This window comes from Micropruina sp., from assembly GCF_047606365.1.
Taxonomy (GTDB): domain Bacteria; phylum Actinomycetota; class Actinomycetes; order Propionibacteriales; family Propionibacteriaceae; genus Micropruina.
In genome coordinates, this window is sequence record NZ_JASGEN010000137.1 from 1 (window position 1) to 14,274 (window position 14,274).

The 14,274-nt window shown below is 68.3% G+C and carries 15 protein-coding genes and 1 pseudogene; 11 read left to right on the forward strand and 5 right to left on the reverse strand.

From position 1 onward, the window contains the following. The 3 genes from QM624_RS15955 to QM624_RS15965 all read left to right on the forward strand — a co-directional run. On the forward strand, positions 1 to 694 hold a 694-nt coding region (locus QM624_RS15955; protein WP_415093576.1), incomplete at its 5' end, for a protoporphyrinogen/coproporphyrinogen oxidase. Positions 695 to 708: 14 nt separating this feature from the next. Beyond that, positions 709 to 1,392, forward strand: a complete 684-nt coding sequence (hemQ, locus tag QM624_RS15960; RefSeq protein WP_415093578.1) for a hydrogen peroxide-dependent heme synthase — start codon at positions 709 to 711, stop codon at positions 1,390 to 1,392. Next, complete coding sequence (locus QM624_RS15965; RefSeq protein WP_415093580.1) at positions 1,389 to 2,570, forward strand: ferrochelatase; 1,182 nt, start codon at positions 1,389 to 1,391, stop codon at positions 2,568 to 2,570. Before hemQ ends, QM624_RS15965 begins: the two co-directional genes overlap by 4 nt. Here QM624_RS15965 and QM624_RS15970 read toward each other — a convergent pair. Then, entirely contained in the window at positions 2,539 to 3,516 is a 978-nt protein-coding gene (locus QM624_RS15970) for a cation diffusion facilitator family transporter (RefSeq protein ID WP_415093582.1), read from the reverse strand. The genes QM624_RS15965 and QM624_RS15970 overlap by 32 nt on opposite strands. Before the next feature lie 176 nt (positions 3,517 to 3,692). Here QM624_RS15970 and fumC point away from each other — a divergent pair, with 176 nt between their 5' ends. Next, positions 3,693 to 5,093, forward strand: coding sequence for a class II fumarate hydratase (gene fumC / locus QM624_RS15975; RefSeq protein WP_415093603.1), 1,401 nt, complete (start codon positions 3,693 to 3,695; stop codon positions 5,091 to 5,093). Positions 5,094 to 5,110: 17 nt separating this feature from the next. After that, positions 5,111 to 5,827, forward strand: coding sequence for a tyrosine-protein phosphatase (locus QM624_RS15980; protein WP_415093584.1), 717 nt, complete (start codon positions 5,111 to 5,113; stop codon positions 5,825 to 5,827). A gap of 52 nt (positions 5,828 to 5,879) precedes the next feature. On the opposite strand, the gene QM624_RS15985 is transcribed toward QM624_RS15980, so the two are convergent. Both QM624_RS15985 and QM624_RS15990 read right to left on the reverse strand, forming a co-directional pair. Continuing rightward, positions 5,880 to 5,960 carry a DUF433 domain-containing protein gene (locus QM624_RS15985; protein WP_415093605.1) on the reverse strand — a complete coding sequence of 27 codons (81 nt, stop codon included), beginning with the start codon at positions 5,958 to 5,960 and terminating at the stop codon, positions 5,880 to 5,882. 64 nt (positions 5,961 to 6,024) lie between these two features. After that, positions 6,025 to 7,323, reverse strand: coding sequence for a hypothetical protein (locus tag QM624_RS15990; protein ID WP_415093586.1), 1,299 nt, complete (start codon positions 7,321 to 7,323; stop codon positions 6,025 to 6,027). A 281-nt stretch (positions 7,324 to 7,604) separates the two neighbouring features. Between QM624_RS15990 and folP the strand changes: the two genes are divergently transcribed. Genes folP through QM624_RS16010 form a run of 4 tightly spaced genes read left to right on the forward strand, consistent with a single transcriptional unit; the run spans position 7,605 to position 11,613 of the window. Then, positions 7,605 to 8,528, forward strand: coding sequence for a dihydropteroate synthase (gene folP, locus QM624_RS15995; protein ID WP_415093588.1), 924 nt, complete (start codon positions 7,605 to 7,607; stop codon positions 8,526 to 8,528). A gap of 44 nt (positions 8,529 to 8,572) precedes the next feature. Further along, the gene (locus tag QM624_RS16000; RefSeq protein WP_415093591.1) at positions 8,573 to 9,616 is read left to right on the forward strand and encodes an alpha/beta hydrolase; all 1,044 of its coding nucleotides are present in this window, start codon (positions 8,573 to 8,575) and stop codon (positions 9,614 to 9,616) included. Further along, complete coding sequence (locus QM624_RS16005; RefSeq protein WP_415093593.1) at positions 9,616 to 10,362, forward strand: esterase family protein; 747 nt, start codon at positions 9,616 to 9,618, stop codon at positions 10,360 to 10,362. Before QM624_RS16000 ends, QM624_RS16005 begins: the two co-directional genes overlap by 1 nt. 18 nt (positions 10,363 to 10,380) lie before the next feature. Continuing rightward, complete coding sequence (locus QM624_RS16010; protein ID WP_415093595.1) at positions 10,381 to 11,613, forward strand: ATP-grasp domain-containing protein; 1,233 nt, start codon at positions 10,381 to 10,383, stop codon at positions 11,611 to 11,613. A gap of 7 nt (positions 11,614 to 11,620) precedes the next feature. Here the strand turns inward: QM624_RS16010 and QM624_RS16015 are convergent, their stop codons facing one another. Then, on the reverse strand, positions 11,621 to 12,652 hold the full coding sequence (locus QM624_RS16015; protein WP_415093597.1) for a lactonase family protein: 1,032 nt from the start codon (positions 12,650 to 12,652) through the stop codon (positions 11,621 to 11,623). A 27-nt stretch (positions 12,653 to 12,679) separates the two neighbouring features. Continuing rightward, on the reverse strand, positions 12,680 to 13,321 hold the full coding sequence (gene upp, locus QM624_RS16020) for a uracil phosphoribosyltransferase (RefSeq protein ID WP_415093599.1): 642 nt from the start codon (positions 13,319 to 13,321) through the stop codon (positions 12,680 to 12,682). 74 nt (positions 13,322 to 13,395) lie between these two features. Here upp and QM624_RS16025 point away from each other — a divergent pair, with 74 nt between their 5' ends. Continuing rightward, a complete protein-coding gene (locus tag QM624_RS16025; protein ID WP_415093601.1) occupies positions 13,396 to 14,034 on the forward strand; it encodes a tRNA adenosine deaminase-associated protein in 639 nt (212 codons plus the stop codon). A 22-nt stretch (positions 14,035 to 14,056) separates the two neighbouring features. Next, positions 14,057 to 14,274 (forward strand): annotated as a pseudogene (locus QM624_RS16030) (nucleoside deaminase); the annotation flags it as partial.

Below are 14,274 nucleotides of genomic sequence, written 5' to 3' on the forward strand. Positions count from 1 at the left end.
CCTCGCCGGGCTGCTGGTCAGCGCGGCGAGCGAGGCGGGTGCCGAGCTCAGCTGTGCTGAGCCGGTGCGCGAGTTGAGCCGGCGTCCGGGCGGCTGGCGGGTGACCACCGCTCGGCGCCAACTGGACGCCGACGCGGTCGTGCTGGCCGTGCCGCTGGACGTCGCCGTCCGGCTGCTCGGCGGGCCGGTGGTGCCGCCGACCACCGCGATCGACGTGGTGACGATGGTGCTGGACGCCCCCGGACTGGACGGCGAGGCGCCGCGCGGCACCGGCGTCCTGGTCGGTGCCGGGGTGCCCGGCGTGGCCGCCAAGGCGCTCACCCATTCCACTGCGAAATGGCCCTGGCTACGTGAATCGGCTGGCGGCCGGGACGTGCTGCGGCTCTCCTACGGACGCCGCGGACAGTCGCCGGTGACGTCCGGCCTCTCGGTCGGGGAGTTGACCGCGCTGGTCCGGGCGGACGCCTCGGTGCTACTGGGCCGTCCGGTGCCCGAGCCGGTCGCCGTCCGACGGACGGGCTGGTCGATCCTGCCCCCTGGAACGCCCGACCTGGCCCGGGCGCGGGAATGGTTGACTGGCCAGCGAATCGACGGTCTCGGCATGGTCGGGGCCGGAATCAGCGGGGTCGGGTTGGCCAACGTCGTGCCACAGGCCCGGGCTGAAGCAGTGAAACTGACAATGAGTTGTGAGTGAGTGGGGAGTTTGTGATGAGTGAGCAGGGTCCGACCGGATTCACGGTGTGGACGGTGCTGCGGCGCGATCCGCTGACCGCGCAGGGCCAGACCGGTCAGGCCGCGGCCGGCACCGAAGCGCTGGCGGATGCGATCGCCGCCGTCGAGGCCGGCGACGTGGTGGTGCGCGGCGTGTACGACGTCAGCGCGATGCGCGGCGACGCCGACCTGATGCTGTGGCTGCACGGGCCCACCGCGGAAGGCTTGCAGGCGGCCGTTCGCCGGTTGCGGCGCAGCCGGGAACTGGCCCCGCTGGCGCTGACCTGGTCGGCGATGGGCGTGCATCGCGACGCCGAGTTCAACAAGGCGCACGTGCCCGGGTTCCTGCGCGGCGTCGAGCCGCGCGGCTGGCTGTGCGTCTACCCGTTCGTCCGCTCCTACGACTGGTACGTGCTGCCCGATGACGACCGCAAGGCGATGCTGGCCGAGCACGGCCGCAAGGGTGCGGCCTTCCGGTCGGTGATCGCCAACACGGTGTCGGCGTTCGCGCTCAACGACTACGAGTGGCTGCTGCCGCTGGAATCGGACGAGCTGACCGACCTGGTCGACATGATGCGCGAGCTGCGCGCCACCCGGGCCCGGCTGCATGTCCGCGAAGAGGTGCCGTTCTTCACCGGACGCCGGATCGGCGTCGACGAGGTCGCCGAGGTGCTGGCATGAGAAGCACCCTGGGCATGAAGCCGCCGGCGGCGACCGGCGTCCATCTCAGTCCCGGTGCGGCGGTGCCGAGCGCCACCCCCGAGGCGGCCGGCGGCCCCGAGCATGTTGAGGTGCCGACCCGTTACGACGCGGTGCTGCTGTCGGGTTTCGGCGGCCCCGAGGGGCAGGACGACGTGATCCCGTTCCTGCGCAATGTGACCCGTGGCCGCGGCATCCCCGATGAGCGGCTGGAAGAGGTGGCCCACCACTACCGGCATTTCGGCGGGGTGTCGCCGATCAACGACCACAACCGCGAGTTGCGCAGTGCGTTGGAGGAGCGGCTGGCACAACGCGGGCTGCCGCTGCCGGTGATCTGGGGCAACCGGAACTGGATGCCGTACCTGAACGACGCGGTGGCCGAGGCGTTCCAGCGTGGCTTCACCCGGCTGCTGGCGATCCCGACCAGTGCCTACTCGTCGTACTCGTCGTGCCGGCAGTACCGCGAGGACTGGGCCGACGCCCTGGAGGACTGTGGACTGGCCGATCAGGTGGCGATCGACAAGGTGCGGCCGTTCTTCAACCATCCCGGCTTCGTGCAGCCGTTCATCGAAGGCGTCCGGGACGCGATCGCCGCAGCCGAGGCGGACGGCATCGACCGCGGCGCGCTCGAAGTGCTGTTCTGCACCCATTCCATCCCCACCCTGGACGCCGAACTGTCCGGCGGCGGCGGCGCCTACCCGGCGCAGCACCGCTCGGTGGCCGAGTACGTGATGGCCCAGGCGGCGCCCGAGGTGGCCTGGCAGCTGGTGTACCAGTCCCGGTCCGGCCCGCCCAGCCAGCCCTGGCTGGAGCCCGACGTCAACGACGCGATCCAGGAACTGCATGGACGGCGCGGCGTGATCCTGGTGCCGCTCGGCTTCGTCAGCGACCACATGGAGGTGATGTGGGATCTGGACACCGAGGCCGTGGAAACCGCCACCGAGGCCGGGCTGTGGGTGCGGCGGACGCCGACGCCCGGCGTCCATCCCGCCTTCGTGGACGCCCTGGCCGACCTGGTCGCCGAGCGGGTCGAGGGACGCCCGGCGGCGCGACGCTGTGCGGTGACCGCCGAGGGCCCGTGGGTCGACGTGTGCCGTCCGGGCTGTTGCGAGAACCGACGGCTGGGCTTCAAGCCGGCGGTCGCGGGCCTGGCGCCGTAGCGTCCGGGCGCAACGGCTGAGCTCCCGGCGCGGGCAGGGTGAGCAGTGCCCGTTCGATCATCGGCTGGGCCTCCAGCCGGTCCTCGATCGTCTGGTGCCGCTGCGCCAGCAGATGTTCGCTCTGGTCGCCGGTGAGATCGACGGAGGCGACCAGGAAGATCCGGCCCGGGCCGACGTATTCCAGGTGCAGGAAGGTGACCGCCTCGATCTCGGGCAGCGCGAGCAGCCGGACCAGCACCTCGTTGCGCAGCTCGGGACGAACCATCTGGCCGACCAGGAACTCCCGGTTGCGGCCGATCAGGAAGATCGCGATCACACCCAGCAGCACGCCGACCAGGATCGAGCCGACGGCGTCGTAGATCGCGTCGCCGGTCGCCTGGTGCAGGCCCATCCCGACCGCGGCGATGATCAGGCCGATCAGCGCGGCGGCGTCCTCGACGAACACCGCGCGCAGGGTCGGGTTCGACGTCCGAGCGATGTAGCGCAGCGGGTGCAGACCGAGCCGTCCGGCCTCACCGCGGGTCTGCCGCAGCGCCTGCAGGAACGAGGTGCCTTCGAGGGCGAACGAGATGGCCAGCACGATGTAGCCGATCAGGTAGTTCTCGTGGCCGGTGTCTTCGGCGCCGAGTTGCTGGATGCCGTGCGCGATCGAGACCACGGCGCCCACCGTGAACAGGCCGAACGCGGCGAACATCGACCAGACGTACGCCTCGCGTCCGTAGCCGAACGGGTGGCTGTCGTCGCGAGGACGGCCCGCGCGGCGCTCGGCGACCAGTAGGAAGATCTCGTTGCCGGTGTCGGCCCACGAGTGTGCCGCCTCGGCGACCAGGGACGCGGACCCGGTGATCGAGGCGGCGATGCTCTTGGCCACCGCGATCAACAGATTGGCCGCGAAGGCGATGATGACGGTCAACAGGCTTTCGCCGCCTTGGCGCTGCTCAGGCATACGTAATTGTGCGCACGGTCCTATGTCGCAGGGAACAGCTAGGGTCTCCTTGACCCACGGGGGGTTGTGCGCATCGGGGGAGCGCCAGTCAGGGTTGGCTTGCGAGGGCGGTTGGATTGATTCCGGCCGTCCTCGCTTCTCGTCTGCGCAGCCCAGCCGGGCGCAATATCCTCAGGATCATGAGCACGCGCATCGAATCCGACAGCATGGGCACCATCGAGGTCGCCGCCGACCGCTATTGGGGGGCGCAGACGCAGCGCAGCCTGGGCAACTTCGACATCGGCCGGGACACCTTCGTGTGGGGGCGTCCGATGATCCGGGCGCTGGGTGTGCTGAAGAAGGCGGCTGCCGAGGCGAACGCTGAGCTGGGGCAGTTGCCGTCCGATCTTGCCGAGCTGGTCGTGAAGGCGGCCGACGAGGTGATCGCCGGGACGTTGGACGATCATTTCCCGCTGGTGGTGTTCCAGACCGGCTCGGGGACGCAGTCGAATATGAACGCCAATGAGGTGATCTCGAACCGCGCGATCGAGTTGGCCGGCGGCGAGATGGGGTCGAAGAAGCCGGTGCACCCCAACGATCACGTGAACCGCGGGCAGTCCTCCAACGACACCTTCCCGACCGCGATGCACATCGCGGTGGTGTGCGAGCTCAACGAGCGGCTGTATGCGCCGGTGACCGAGTTGCGTGATGTGCTGGCGGCGAAGGCGTCCGAATACGAGGACGTGATCATGGTCGGCCGGACCCATCTACAGGACGCCACCCCGATCCGGCTGGGCCAGGTGATCGGCAGCTGGGTGGCGCAGATCGATTTCGCGCTCGACGGCGTGCGTGAGGCCGACGTCCGGGCCCGTGGGTTGGCGATCGGCGGCACCGCCGTCGGCACCGGACTCAACGCACACCCCGACTTCGGTGCACTGGCCGCCAAGCGGATCTCGGACGAGACCGGGCTCGAGTTCACCCAGGCCGACAACCTGTTCGCCGCGCTGTCGGCGCACGACGCGCTGGTCGGCGTGAGCGGCGCGCTGAGGGTGCTGGCCGGGGCGCTGATGAAGATCGCCAACGACGTGCGTTGGTACGCGTCCGGGCCGCGCAACGGGATCGGCGAACTGATCATCCCCGAGAACGAGCCGGGCTCGTCGATCATGCCGGGCAAGGTCAACCCGACCCAGTGCGAGGCGATCACCATGGTCGCCACCCGGGTGTTCGGCAACGACGTGACCGTCGGCTTCGCCGGTAGCCAGGGCAACTTCCAGCTGAACGTCTACAAGCCCGTGATGGCGCACGCGGTGCTGGAGTCGATCCGGCTGCTCGCCGACGGCTGCCGCTCGTTCCGGGAACATTGTGCCGAGGGCATCGAGCCGAACCGGGAGCGGATCTCGGCCAACCTGGCCTCGAACCTGATGGTGGTCACCGCGCTGAACCGACACATCGGCTACGACAAGGCCGCCGCCATGGCCAAGAAGGCGCACAAGCAGGGCATCACCCTGCGCGAGGCCGCGCTAGCGTCCGGTGACCTGACCGGCGAGGAGTTCGACGCCTGGGTCGTTCCAGGAGACATGACGCACCCGTCGGCGTGAGGTCGCAGCGGGACCGGGTGCGGGCTCTCGACTGGGACGGCTACCTGAACTGTCGGGATCTCGGCGGCCTTCCCACGCCGTCCGGCCCGACGTTGCCGGGTCGGGTGGCTCGTGGTCCACGGCGAGAACTCCTGACGGCAACCGGATGGGCGCACGCGCATGCGTGGGGTCTACGCACCGTGGTCGATCTGCGCTGTCCCGACGAAACGGGTTGTCGAAGCGGGGATCCGGCGGTGGATTCCGCTGCTCCTCATGGCACGAAGGTGATCCTCTCTCCCACCGAAGATCATGCCAACGCCGAATTTCGGAAGACGTGTTTCCCGATCCTCGACTCGCCGGAATACTGGCCACACAATCTGCGGATTCTTCCCGGTTTGATCCGTCGAACGCTGAAGGCGATCGCCGCTGCCGAGCCCGGCATACTCATTCACTGCAGCGCGGGCAGGGACAGGACCGGAATGATCACCGCGGTCCTGTTGGCCAATGCGGGCGTAGCTCCCGAGGTGATTGCAGAGGACTACGCCGAGTCTGTTGTGGCGATGGCGGGTGCTCAGGCGAACTCGGCGACAGCTGATCGCCAAGCCACATGGGGGTCTGTCGAAGTCGATGCGTGGCTCGTTACCGCCTGCCCGCTCGTCGTTGATTTCGCTGCCGGAATCGATCGCTATCTGAGCCAGGCAGGAGTTCAGAGAGTCGAGCGCGATCGCCTTCGCTCGCTCCTGCTTGCCGACTGACGTTCCTACAGGGCGAGGATCTCGGATTCGGACGCGCCCGCGGCGAGGAAGCTCAGCACGTAGCCACTCGCATCCGGATGCCTCGGATGAACGGACGGCCGTGCACTACCGCGGGGTCGACCACGATTCGCACCCGTAGTGACAGGGCTCAAACGATACGGCCGCACAATCCCGCTGCAGGGCGGCGCGGTTGGATATCAACTGGCGTCGAGTAGCCAGGTTGCTTTTCGTTCGAGGGGTGACCAGTGCTGGAGGTCGTCGGTGCCGGTGGGGCCAACTCGGTATTCGGCGCCGTGTGGTGATTTCCACCAGAAGGTTCCGGCTCGGGGTTGTTTCAAGCGCCAGCGGCGGCTGGTCTTCGCTCTGTGGACTCTTCGGGTGAGTGGTCCGAGATTGTCGGGCCGGGTCTGGCCGTCCGCGCCGGCCACGTAGGGGGTCGTGTGGTCCAAGTCGAGGTTGCGAGCGGTGCGGGATGAGTAGGGAAACACTTCGCAGCCATCGCGCAGGTTGACGGCTTCGCGGATTCGGTCCGGAATTTCGTAGTTGTCGACCGCTTGCGCGGTATCGGCGTGCAGGACGGGGTTGATGGTGATGCGGTGGGTGCCGAACAGGTCGGCGAGCATGTCTTTGGTGACAGGCCCCAGGGTCTCGGAACGGGCTACCGCCTCGCCGGTTCCGGCGAGCATGTCGGGGGTGAGGTGGAGGTAAACCTTGGTACGCGGTAGGTATCGCTGGTCGTCGTCGCCGGCGAGGAGTGCTTGGGCTCGTCCGGGTGTGGCGAGGATGCCAAGCGCTTTGGCTCGCCGGATGTCGAGTTCATCGGTGTCGCCGTGTTCGCCGAGCTTCTTGGCGAGGGCCTGGATGGTGGATTCGAGTCGTTGGGCGTCGGGGGTGTCGAGTCGGGCCCATAGTTCGGTGACGACTGGTTCATCGCCAGGCGCGGACCTGACGAATCGGGCTTCGCGCGCCTTCTTGGCGGCGGCTTCGATCTTGTCCGCGGCGACTTTTCCGATCAGCCCACGCGCGAGACGGAGGAGCCGCGGCCAGCCGAGCCGTCCGACCTTGCCGGCGAGTTGTTCGTCGATTTCGAGGGTTAGGGCGTGGCTGAGTTCGTAGCCGGCCGCAAGGCGGGCGAGTTTGAACGCTTTGTAGGGTTCCACGCTCCCGGCCAGGATGGCCCGCCACAGGGTGGGGTGGCGGGCTTCGAGGTTGATCACGTCGCGGATCAGCCAGGTCGCGGCGGTGACCGAGATCTTCTTGGTGGCAGCCACTTCCAGGGGCAGGAACTCACCGACGAGTCGGCTGCCGTCAGCGCCGAGCCGGACTGCCCGTTCACCGCCGATCACGTCGTATTCGTCGGTGGTCGTCCAGGAATGTTCGGCGGCCAACTCGGCCAGGGCTCGCATTTCTTCGGCGTCGGCCTGGCGGCGAAGTTCGACAGCGTGTCGGAGGCGGTCCGCAGCGGTGCCTTGAAACGACGCCGCAGTGAGGATCATGTGTTCGATTATAGCCGCCTGATAGAGATTTGGCAAGGAATGTAAACGCGATCAGGAGACCTTATATAGCGGCGAGGGTCGTCGCTGATTGGAGATCCCGGCGTTCGTCGGGATGACGGGGTGGGGCGGGCTCGAACATCTGGGGACGGTTCTTCCTCGTTCGAAAATCGCACGCGAGAGAACCGTCCCCAGGCGTTCGAAGATCGCACGCGGAAGAACCGTCCCCCAACGTTCGAGACCTGGAGCTCGTTGGATCGTGCGGTGAGTGGCACTCTGAACCCGTGACTGCTGTCGATCCCGTTCCGCTGGTCGAGCCGACGCCGCTGACGTTGCGGGGGCGGAGTTTCACCGCGGCGAATCCCGCGGTGATGGGGATCGTGAATCGGACGCCGGACTCGTTCTACTCGTCGGCTCGGTATCCGTCGATCGAGGCGGGGTTGGACGCCGTGGCGGCGATGGTTGCGGACGGTGTCGACATCGTGGATGTGGGGGGCGTCCGGGCCGGACAGCAGGGCGACTGGGTGGAGGCGGACGAGGAGATCGAACGAGTGCTGCCGTTTCTGGAAGCCGTCCGCGAGGCGCATCCGGACCTGCTGCTCAGTCTGGACACCTGGCGTTCCGAGGTGGCCAGCGCCTGCGCCGGCGTACGGATCGACCTGATCAACGACACCTGGCAGGGGGCCGATCCCGAACTCGTCCATGTCGCGGCTGCGCAGAAGGCCGGCTATGTCGTGTCGCACACCGGCGGCGCCGCTCCACGCACCGATCCGGACGGCGTCCGCTACGGCTCCCACGATGATCCGGACGACGTGGTCGCGGATGTCCTCGTGGTCCTCACCAACGGGGCAACCCGGGCACGACAAGTGGGGATACCACGCGAAGCGATCCTGATCGACCCCACCCTCGACTTCGGCAAGACCACCCGGCACTCGCTGCGCACCCTGCGGGCCACCGCCCAGATCGCGAGCCTCGGCTTCCCCGTCCTGCAGGCGCTCTCGCGCAAGGACTTCGTCGGCGAGACCCTCGACCTGGCGGTCGACGACCGGCTGGAAGGAACCCTGGCGGCCACGGCGGTGGCGGCCTGGCTGGGCACCGTCTGCTTCCGCGCCCACGACGTCCGGGCCACTCGGCGAGTGGTGGACATGGTGGCGTCGATCCGGGGCGACCGGCCGGCTGCGGTGAACGTACGCGGGGTGGGCCGTTAGGCAGGGGGATCTCGACAAGCTCGATCAACGGATACCCTCAGTCGGTGCCCACCCCGACCCAGGAGACCGCCGTCGCGACCGATCGCGTGGTCTTCCGGCTGCCCGACATCGACCCGAACGTCACCGGCGTCCAGCTGTGGTCCGAAGTACCGGTCGCGCGGAGAGACTTCGAGAAAACGGCGGACGGCTGGGAGTTGAACATTCCCCGTCCCGGCGCCCATCGCATCGAGTACCTCTTCAAGCTCGCGCTCGGCGACGACACCGTCACCCTCGCCGACCCGACCAACCCGCTGCGGGTCGAAGGTGTGTTCGGTGAGAACTCCTGGCTGCCGATGCCCGGCTACAGCGAGCCCGGCTGGCTCACCGCCCCCCGCATCGAAAGCCGTAGCCAGTACTGGGAAATGGGCACCACAGACGGCCCGCTCGACGGGGCGCTCTGGGCCCCGTCCGACGCCCTCGACGACACCGAGCTGCCGCTGCTGATCTGCCACGACGGCACCCAGATGGCCCGCTACGGACGGCTCACCGACTTCCTCGCCGCCTCCATCGCGAGCCAGTCGCTACCGCCGTTGCGGGCACTGCTGCTCGATCCCGGGCCGCACCGGGACGCCCGTTACGCCGCCAACCCGCACTACGCGAAAGCCCTGGTCACCGAGGTGATCCCGGCGCTCACCAGCCAGATGGCCGTCGAGAACAAGCCGGTGCTGATGGGACAAAGCCTCGGTGCGCTCGCCGCGCTGTACGCCGCCCGCCGCTACCCGGGCAGCTTCGCCGGCCTGTTCCTGCAGTCCGGATCGTTCTTCACCCCCGAGCTCGACCCGCAGGAGGCCGGCTACTCGCACTGGGCGGCCGTCACCGGATTCACCTCGACGCTCAACCGGGCCGAGCCCCCCGAGCGGATTCCGACCACCATCGTCTGCGGCTCCGAAGAGGAGAACATCACCAACAACCGCGCACTCGCCGCGCACCTCGCCGCCCGCGGCAGCGACATCGCATGGGGTGAGGTCCCCGACGGCCACACCTGGACGACCTGGCGCGACCTGCTCGACCCGCATCTGACCCGCCTACTGAGAAGGGCTTGGACCTGATGGACCGCTTCCACATCGACCTGGACGCCCCCGGCTTCGACCGCCAGGGCACGGTGATTCGCTACGGCCACTTCGGACGCCCCGTGCTGGTCTTCCCCTCCGAGGCCGGACGCGCCTGGGACTACGAGAACAACGGCATGGTGGACGCCGTCGCGCCGCTGATCGACGCCGGCCGGATCAAGCTGTACTGCGTCGACTCCTTTGACGCCCAGACCTGGTCGGACCGCTGGCTCTCACTCGAGGAACGGGCCAGAAGGCACGGCGCCTACGCCTCCTGGATCACCGATCGGGTGGCCGGCTTCATCGGCAGCGACTCACCCGGCACGTCCGACGCGATCGTCACCGGCTGCTCGCTCGGTGCCTACCACGCCCTGCAGTTCGCGCTCACCCGGGCCGATCTGTTCCCGGTCGCGATCTGCCTCTCCGGCAACTACGACCCGTCCACCTGGCACGCCTGGGGCGAGCGGGGCGATGCCGCCTACTTCGCCAACCCGACCAGCTACGTGCCCAACCTGGGCGGCGAGCACCTGGACTGGCTGCGGTCCCGGCTGTACGCCGTCCTGGTCGCCGGGAACGGGGCTTGGGAGACCTACCCGACCGGAGCGCTGCCGTCCACCCAGCACATGGCGCACCTGCTCGCCGAGAAGGGCATCAACCACGAACTCGACCTGTGGGGCAACGACGTCTCGCACGATTGGTACTGGTGGCAACGACAGATCGCGCACCATCTGCCGCGTTTCTGCTGAGATCGCTATCGTCGCGTCATGACCACGAACCGGCATCATCAGATCGGTCTCCTGCTCGGCGCCGAGGAGGACTGGCCGCGGGCGTTCGAGGCGATCCTCGGCATGGTCGGCCCGATCACCGTTGACGGCGTCACCCACACGGTGGGCGCCGAGCGGCTCACCATCGAACCGTTCGACCTGACCGATCCGGTCCGGACGCCGCTGGTCATCGACCGGCTGGCGCACTGGTACTACCACCCGCGGGAATGGCTGAAGAAGGCGGCGATGGTCAACGGGACCTACCTGCTGAACAGCCCGTTCACCTTCCAGTCGATGGAGAAGCATTCCGCCTACTGCGCCATGTTGCGGCTCGGCCTCAAGGTGCCCAAGACCGTGCTGGTGCCGTACAAGAACCCGATCGACAACGTCCGCTGGGCCTACACGGCGGCGAAGTACAACCAGCCGTTCGACCTGGAGGCGATCGCGGCCGACCTGGGCTACCCGCTGTACATGAAGCCGTTCGACGGCGGCGGCTGGCGCGGCGTCTCCCGGATCGACAACGCCGACGACCTGCGAAAGGCCTATGACGCGTCCGGCGAGATGTTGATGCACCTGCAGGCGACCGTCGACTACGACGTCTTCGCCCGGGCACTCTCGATCGGCCCCGAGACGATGGTGATGGATTTCCGTCCCGAGCAACCGATGCACAACCGCTACCACGTCTCGCACGGCTTCCTGTCCACCCAGGCCGGCTGGGAGACCGCCGCGATCAGCCGGATCGTGAACGCCTTCTTCGCCTGGGAGTTCAACTCGGCCGAGATGCTGGTCGCCGGCGACGAGGTGTACCCGATCGACTACGCCAACGCCTGCCCGGACGTCGCCGTCACCTCGCTGCACTACTACTTCCCGTGGGCGATCAAGGCGCTGGTCCGGTGGAGCGTGTACTGCCTGGTCACCGACCGCAAGGGCACCATCGACCTGCACACCGAGCGGTTCTTCGAGATCGCCGACGACCCGTCGCTGTCCTACCAGGCGAAGCTCGAGGGCTACCTGGAGCTGGCCGATGCCTACTTCGAGTCGGACGCCTACTGGGAGTTCTGCGATGAGCACCTCGCCCACCTGGACGCCGCCGTGCTCGATTGGGTGCGCTCAGCCGAGTTCGACGCCCTGTTGGTGGATACCGTCCGGGCCACCTATCCGGCGCACGAACATGACCGCTTCCTGGGCCATTTCCGCGGACTGACCAAGGCCTGGGCCGACGAGCAGGACTAGCCCGTTCTCAGGCCGCCAGGAACCACACCCAGTTCGCCTTGGCGCCGGTCTCGGCACGGTCCAGCAGCTCCAGCTCGCCACCGCGGACGCGGTACAGCGACACGTGCGTGGACAGCTCGCCGGCGCACACCAGGTAACGCCCGTCGGGTGAGACCGCGAAGCCGCGCGGCTGCGTCTCGGTGACGGTGAAGCCGGACGGCGGGGTCAGCGAGCCGTCCGCGCCCACCGTGACCGCACCCAGGGTGCTCTCGGTGCGTTCCGAGCACCACAGGTGCTCCGGATCGGAGAAGTGCAGGTCGGCGCCCCAGATGAAGTGGTTCGCCCGCGGATCCGCACCGAACTCGCTGTGACCGAGCTCCTTCGACGGGTCGTGCGCCGTCGTCCGGCCGCTGGGGGTGAGGCTGCCGAAGTAGCCGTCGCGCCGGTAGCGCAGCACCTCACCGGAGAACTCGGTGAGCACGTAGAGCGCGTCCTGGGCGGCGTTCAGCACCAGGTGCCGCGGCCCCGAGCCGGACGGCGCAGCCACCGTCGCCGGTGTCAACGGGCGCAGGTTGAGCCACGGATCGATCGAGTACTGGGCGATCAGGTCGGCGCCCAGCGAGACGAAGTAGGCGAACCGGCCGTCGGCGCTGGCCCGCACCGAATGCAGGTTCGGGTATTCGATCCGGGCGATCGGGTCGCTCACCTCGCCGTCGTGCACGGCGCAGGTGATGCCGTAGCCGCCGCCGTAGCAGGCGCCCAGCAGGGCGGAGCCGTTCCGGGTCAGCGACAGGTAGTTCATCGCGCCGTCGGGCAGCGACACGTGCGAGCGGGCGGTCAGCCGTCCGGACGAATGATCCAGGGCGAGCGTGGTGATGCCCGGATCGTCACCCTTGACCGAGGCGTAGAGCAGGTTGCGCCGGGCGTCCACCACGAAGGTGGAACAACCGGGCACGCCGCTGTTGACCGCGACACGCTGCAACCGGCCGTCGATCAGCCGAAATGAACTGATGGTGCCGTCGCCGGAATTGGCGACCAGGACGAGCCACGAACCGGACATGACAGCATCCTATTGGCCGATTCCGGCTTATTGGGCCAGCCCGTAGAGCCGATCCCCGGCGTCGCCCAAACCCGGGACGATGTAGCCGTGCTCGTTGAGCCGCTCGTCCACCGCGGCGACCACCAACGTGGTGGGCACACCGATCGGATCGACCAGTTCCCGCATCTTCGCGATGCCCTCGGGCGCGGCCAGCAGGCAGAGGCAGGTGATGTGGTCGGCGCCCCGGTCGACCAGGAACTTCACGCAGCCGGCCAGCGAGCCGCCGGTGGCCAGCATCGGGTCGAGCACGTAGCACTGGCGTCCGGAAAGATCCTGCGGCAACCGCTCGGCGTAGGTGAACGGTTCCAGGGTCTCCTCGTCGCGCACCATGCCGACGAAACCGACCTCGGCGGTCGGCATCAGCCGCATCATGCCGTCGAGCATGCCGAGACCGGCGCGCAGGATCGGCACCACCAGCGGCCGCGGCCGGGAAAGCTTGATGCCGGTGGTGACGGTGATCGGTGTGGTGACCTCGCAGGTCTCCACCCGGACTTCACGGGTCGCCTCGTAGGCGAGCAAGGTGACCAGTTCCTCCACCAGTTGACGAAACACCGGTGAGCCGGTCTCCACGCTGCGCAGCAGCGTCACCTTGTGGGAGACCAACGGATGATCGAGTGCACGCAGTTCCACATCCGAACCTTTGCACAAGTGTGCGTGCTTCGGGTGGGCGTGAAACGATGGGCGTCCAGGACAAGGGAGTGGTGATGAGCAGGTACACCGACACCTCCGACGAGGAGTACGCGGATCGCGGGGACGACCGTCCCGGCCTCGACGACCTCGAGCCGGCGGTGGAACTGCTGGGCGACCTGCTCGACGAGGACGACACCGAAGACGACGAGGACGAGGACGACTACCCCGAGGACGCCACCGAAGACGACATCGACCTGGTGGTGGGGCTCTACCGCGAGGACGGCCTGCCGGTCGCCGTCGCCCTGGGCATCGAGCTGGCCAACGACCTCGACGAGCTGATCAACCAGCTGCGCCGGGTGCCCGGCGACGGCGGCGCCGTCGGGCTGGTTTCGATCGCTTCGGAGTTCTTCGTCATCGTCCGGGTCCGCGGCAAGCACGTCCAGGTGCTGCTGTCCGACGAACTCGCCGCCACCGACTGGCCGATCGCCCGCGACGTGGCCGACTTCCTGGGTTCGGAGCTGCCCGAGGACGACGAGGACGCCGGCCCGATCGGCGATCTCGACATCCTCGCCGACGTCGGCATTCCCGATTTCGAGATCGAGGCGCTGTGCGACTCCGACGACGACTCGGACGTGCTGGTCGAGCGGATCGCGAAGAAGCTGAAGTTCCTGCCCCAGTACCGCAAGGCGGTGCAGGCGGCGTTCGGCCTGTGAGGTGAACCGCTGGCTCGCGCCGATGGCGCAGGCCCGCGCAGAAGCGGCGTTGGCGCCCGGACACGGTGACGTGCCGGTCGGGGCGGTGCTGCTCGACCCGGCAGGCCGGGTGGTGGCGCAGGCGCACAACGAACGCGAGCTGACCGGCGACCCGACCGCGCACGCCGAGGTGCGGGCGCCAACGCCGCTTCTGCGCGGGCCTGCGCCATCGGCGCGAGCCAGCGGTTCACCTCACAGGCC

What these genes read in the sequence shown, in the direction of transcription:
- hemQ (WP_415093578.1), top strand. Translation starts at nt 709, where the DNA reads ATGAGTGAGCAGGGTCCGACCGGATTCACGGTGTGGACGGTGCTGCGG.
- QM624_RS15965 (WP_415093580.1), top strand. Translation starts at nt 1,389, where the DNA reads ATGAGAAGCACCCTGGGCATGAAGCCGCCGGCGGCGACCGGCGTCCAT.
- QM624_RS15970 (WP_415093582.1), bottom strand. Translation starts at nt 3,516, where the DNA reads ATGCCTGAGCAGCGCCAAGGCGGCGAAAGCCTGTTGACCGTCATCATC.
- QM624_RS15990 (WP_415093586.1), bottom strand. Translation starts at nt 7,323, where the DNA reads ATGATCCTCACTGCGGCGTCGTTTCAAGGCACCGCTGCGGACCGCCTC.
- QM624_RS16005 (WP_415093593.1), top strand. Translation starts at nt 9,616, where the DNA reads ATGGACCGCTTCCACATCGACCTGGACGCCCCCGGCTTCGACCGCCAG.
- QM624_RS16010 (WP_415093595.1), top strand. Translation starts at nt 10,381, where the DNA reads ATGACCACGAACCGGCATCATCAGATCGGTCTCCTGCTCGGCGCCGAG.
- QM624_RS16015 (WP_415093597.1), bottom strand. Translation starts at nt 12,652, where the DNA reads ATGTCCGGTTCGTGGCTCGTCCTGGTCGCCAATTCCGGCGACGGCACC.
- QM624_RS16025 (WP_415093601.1), top strand. Translation starts at nt 13,396, where the DNA reads ATGAGCAGGTACACCGACACCTCCGACGAGGAGTACGCGGATCGCGGG.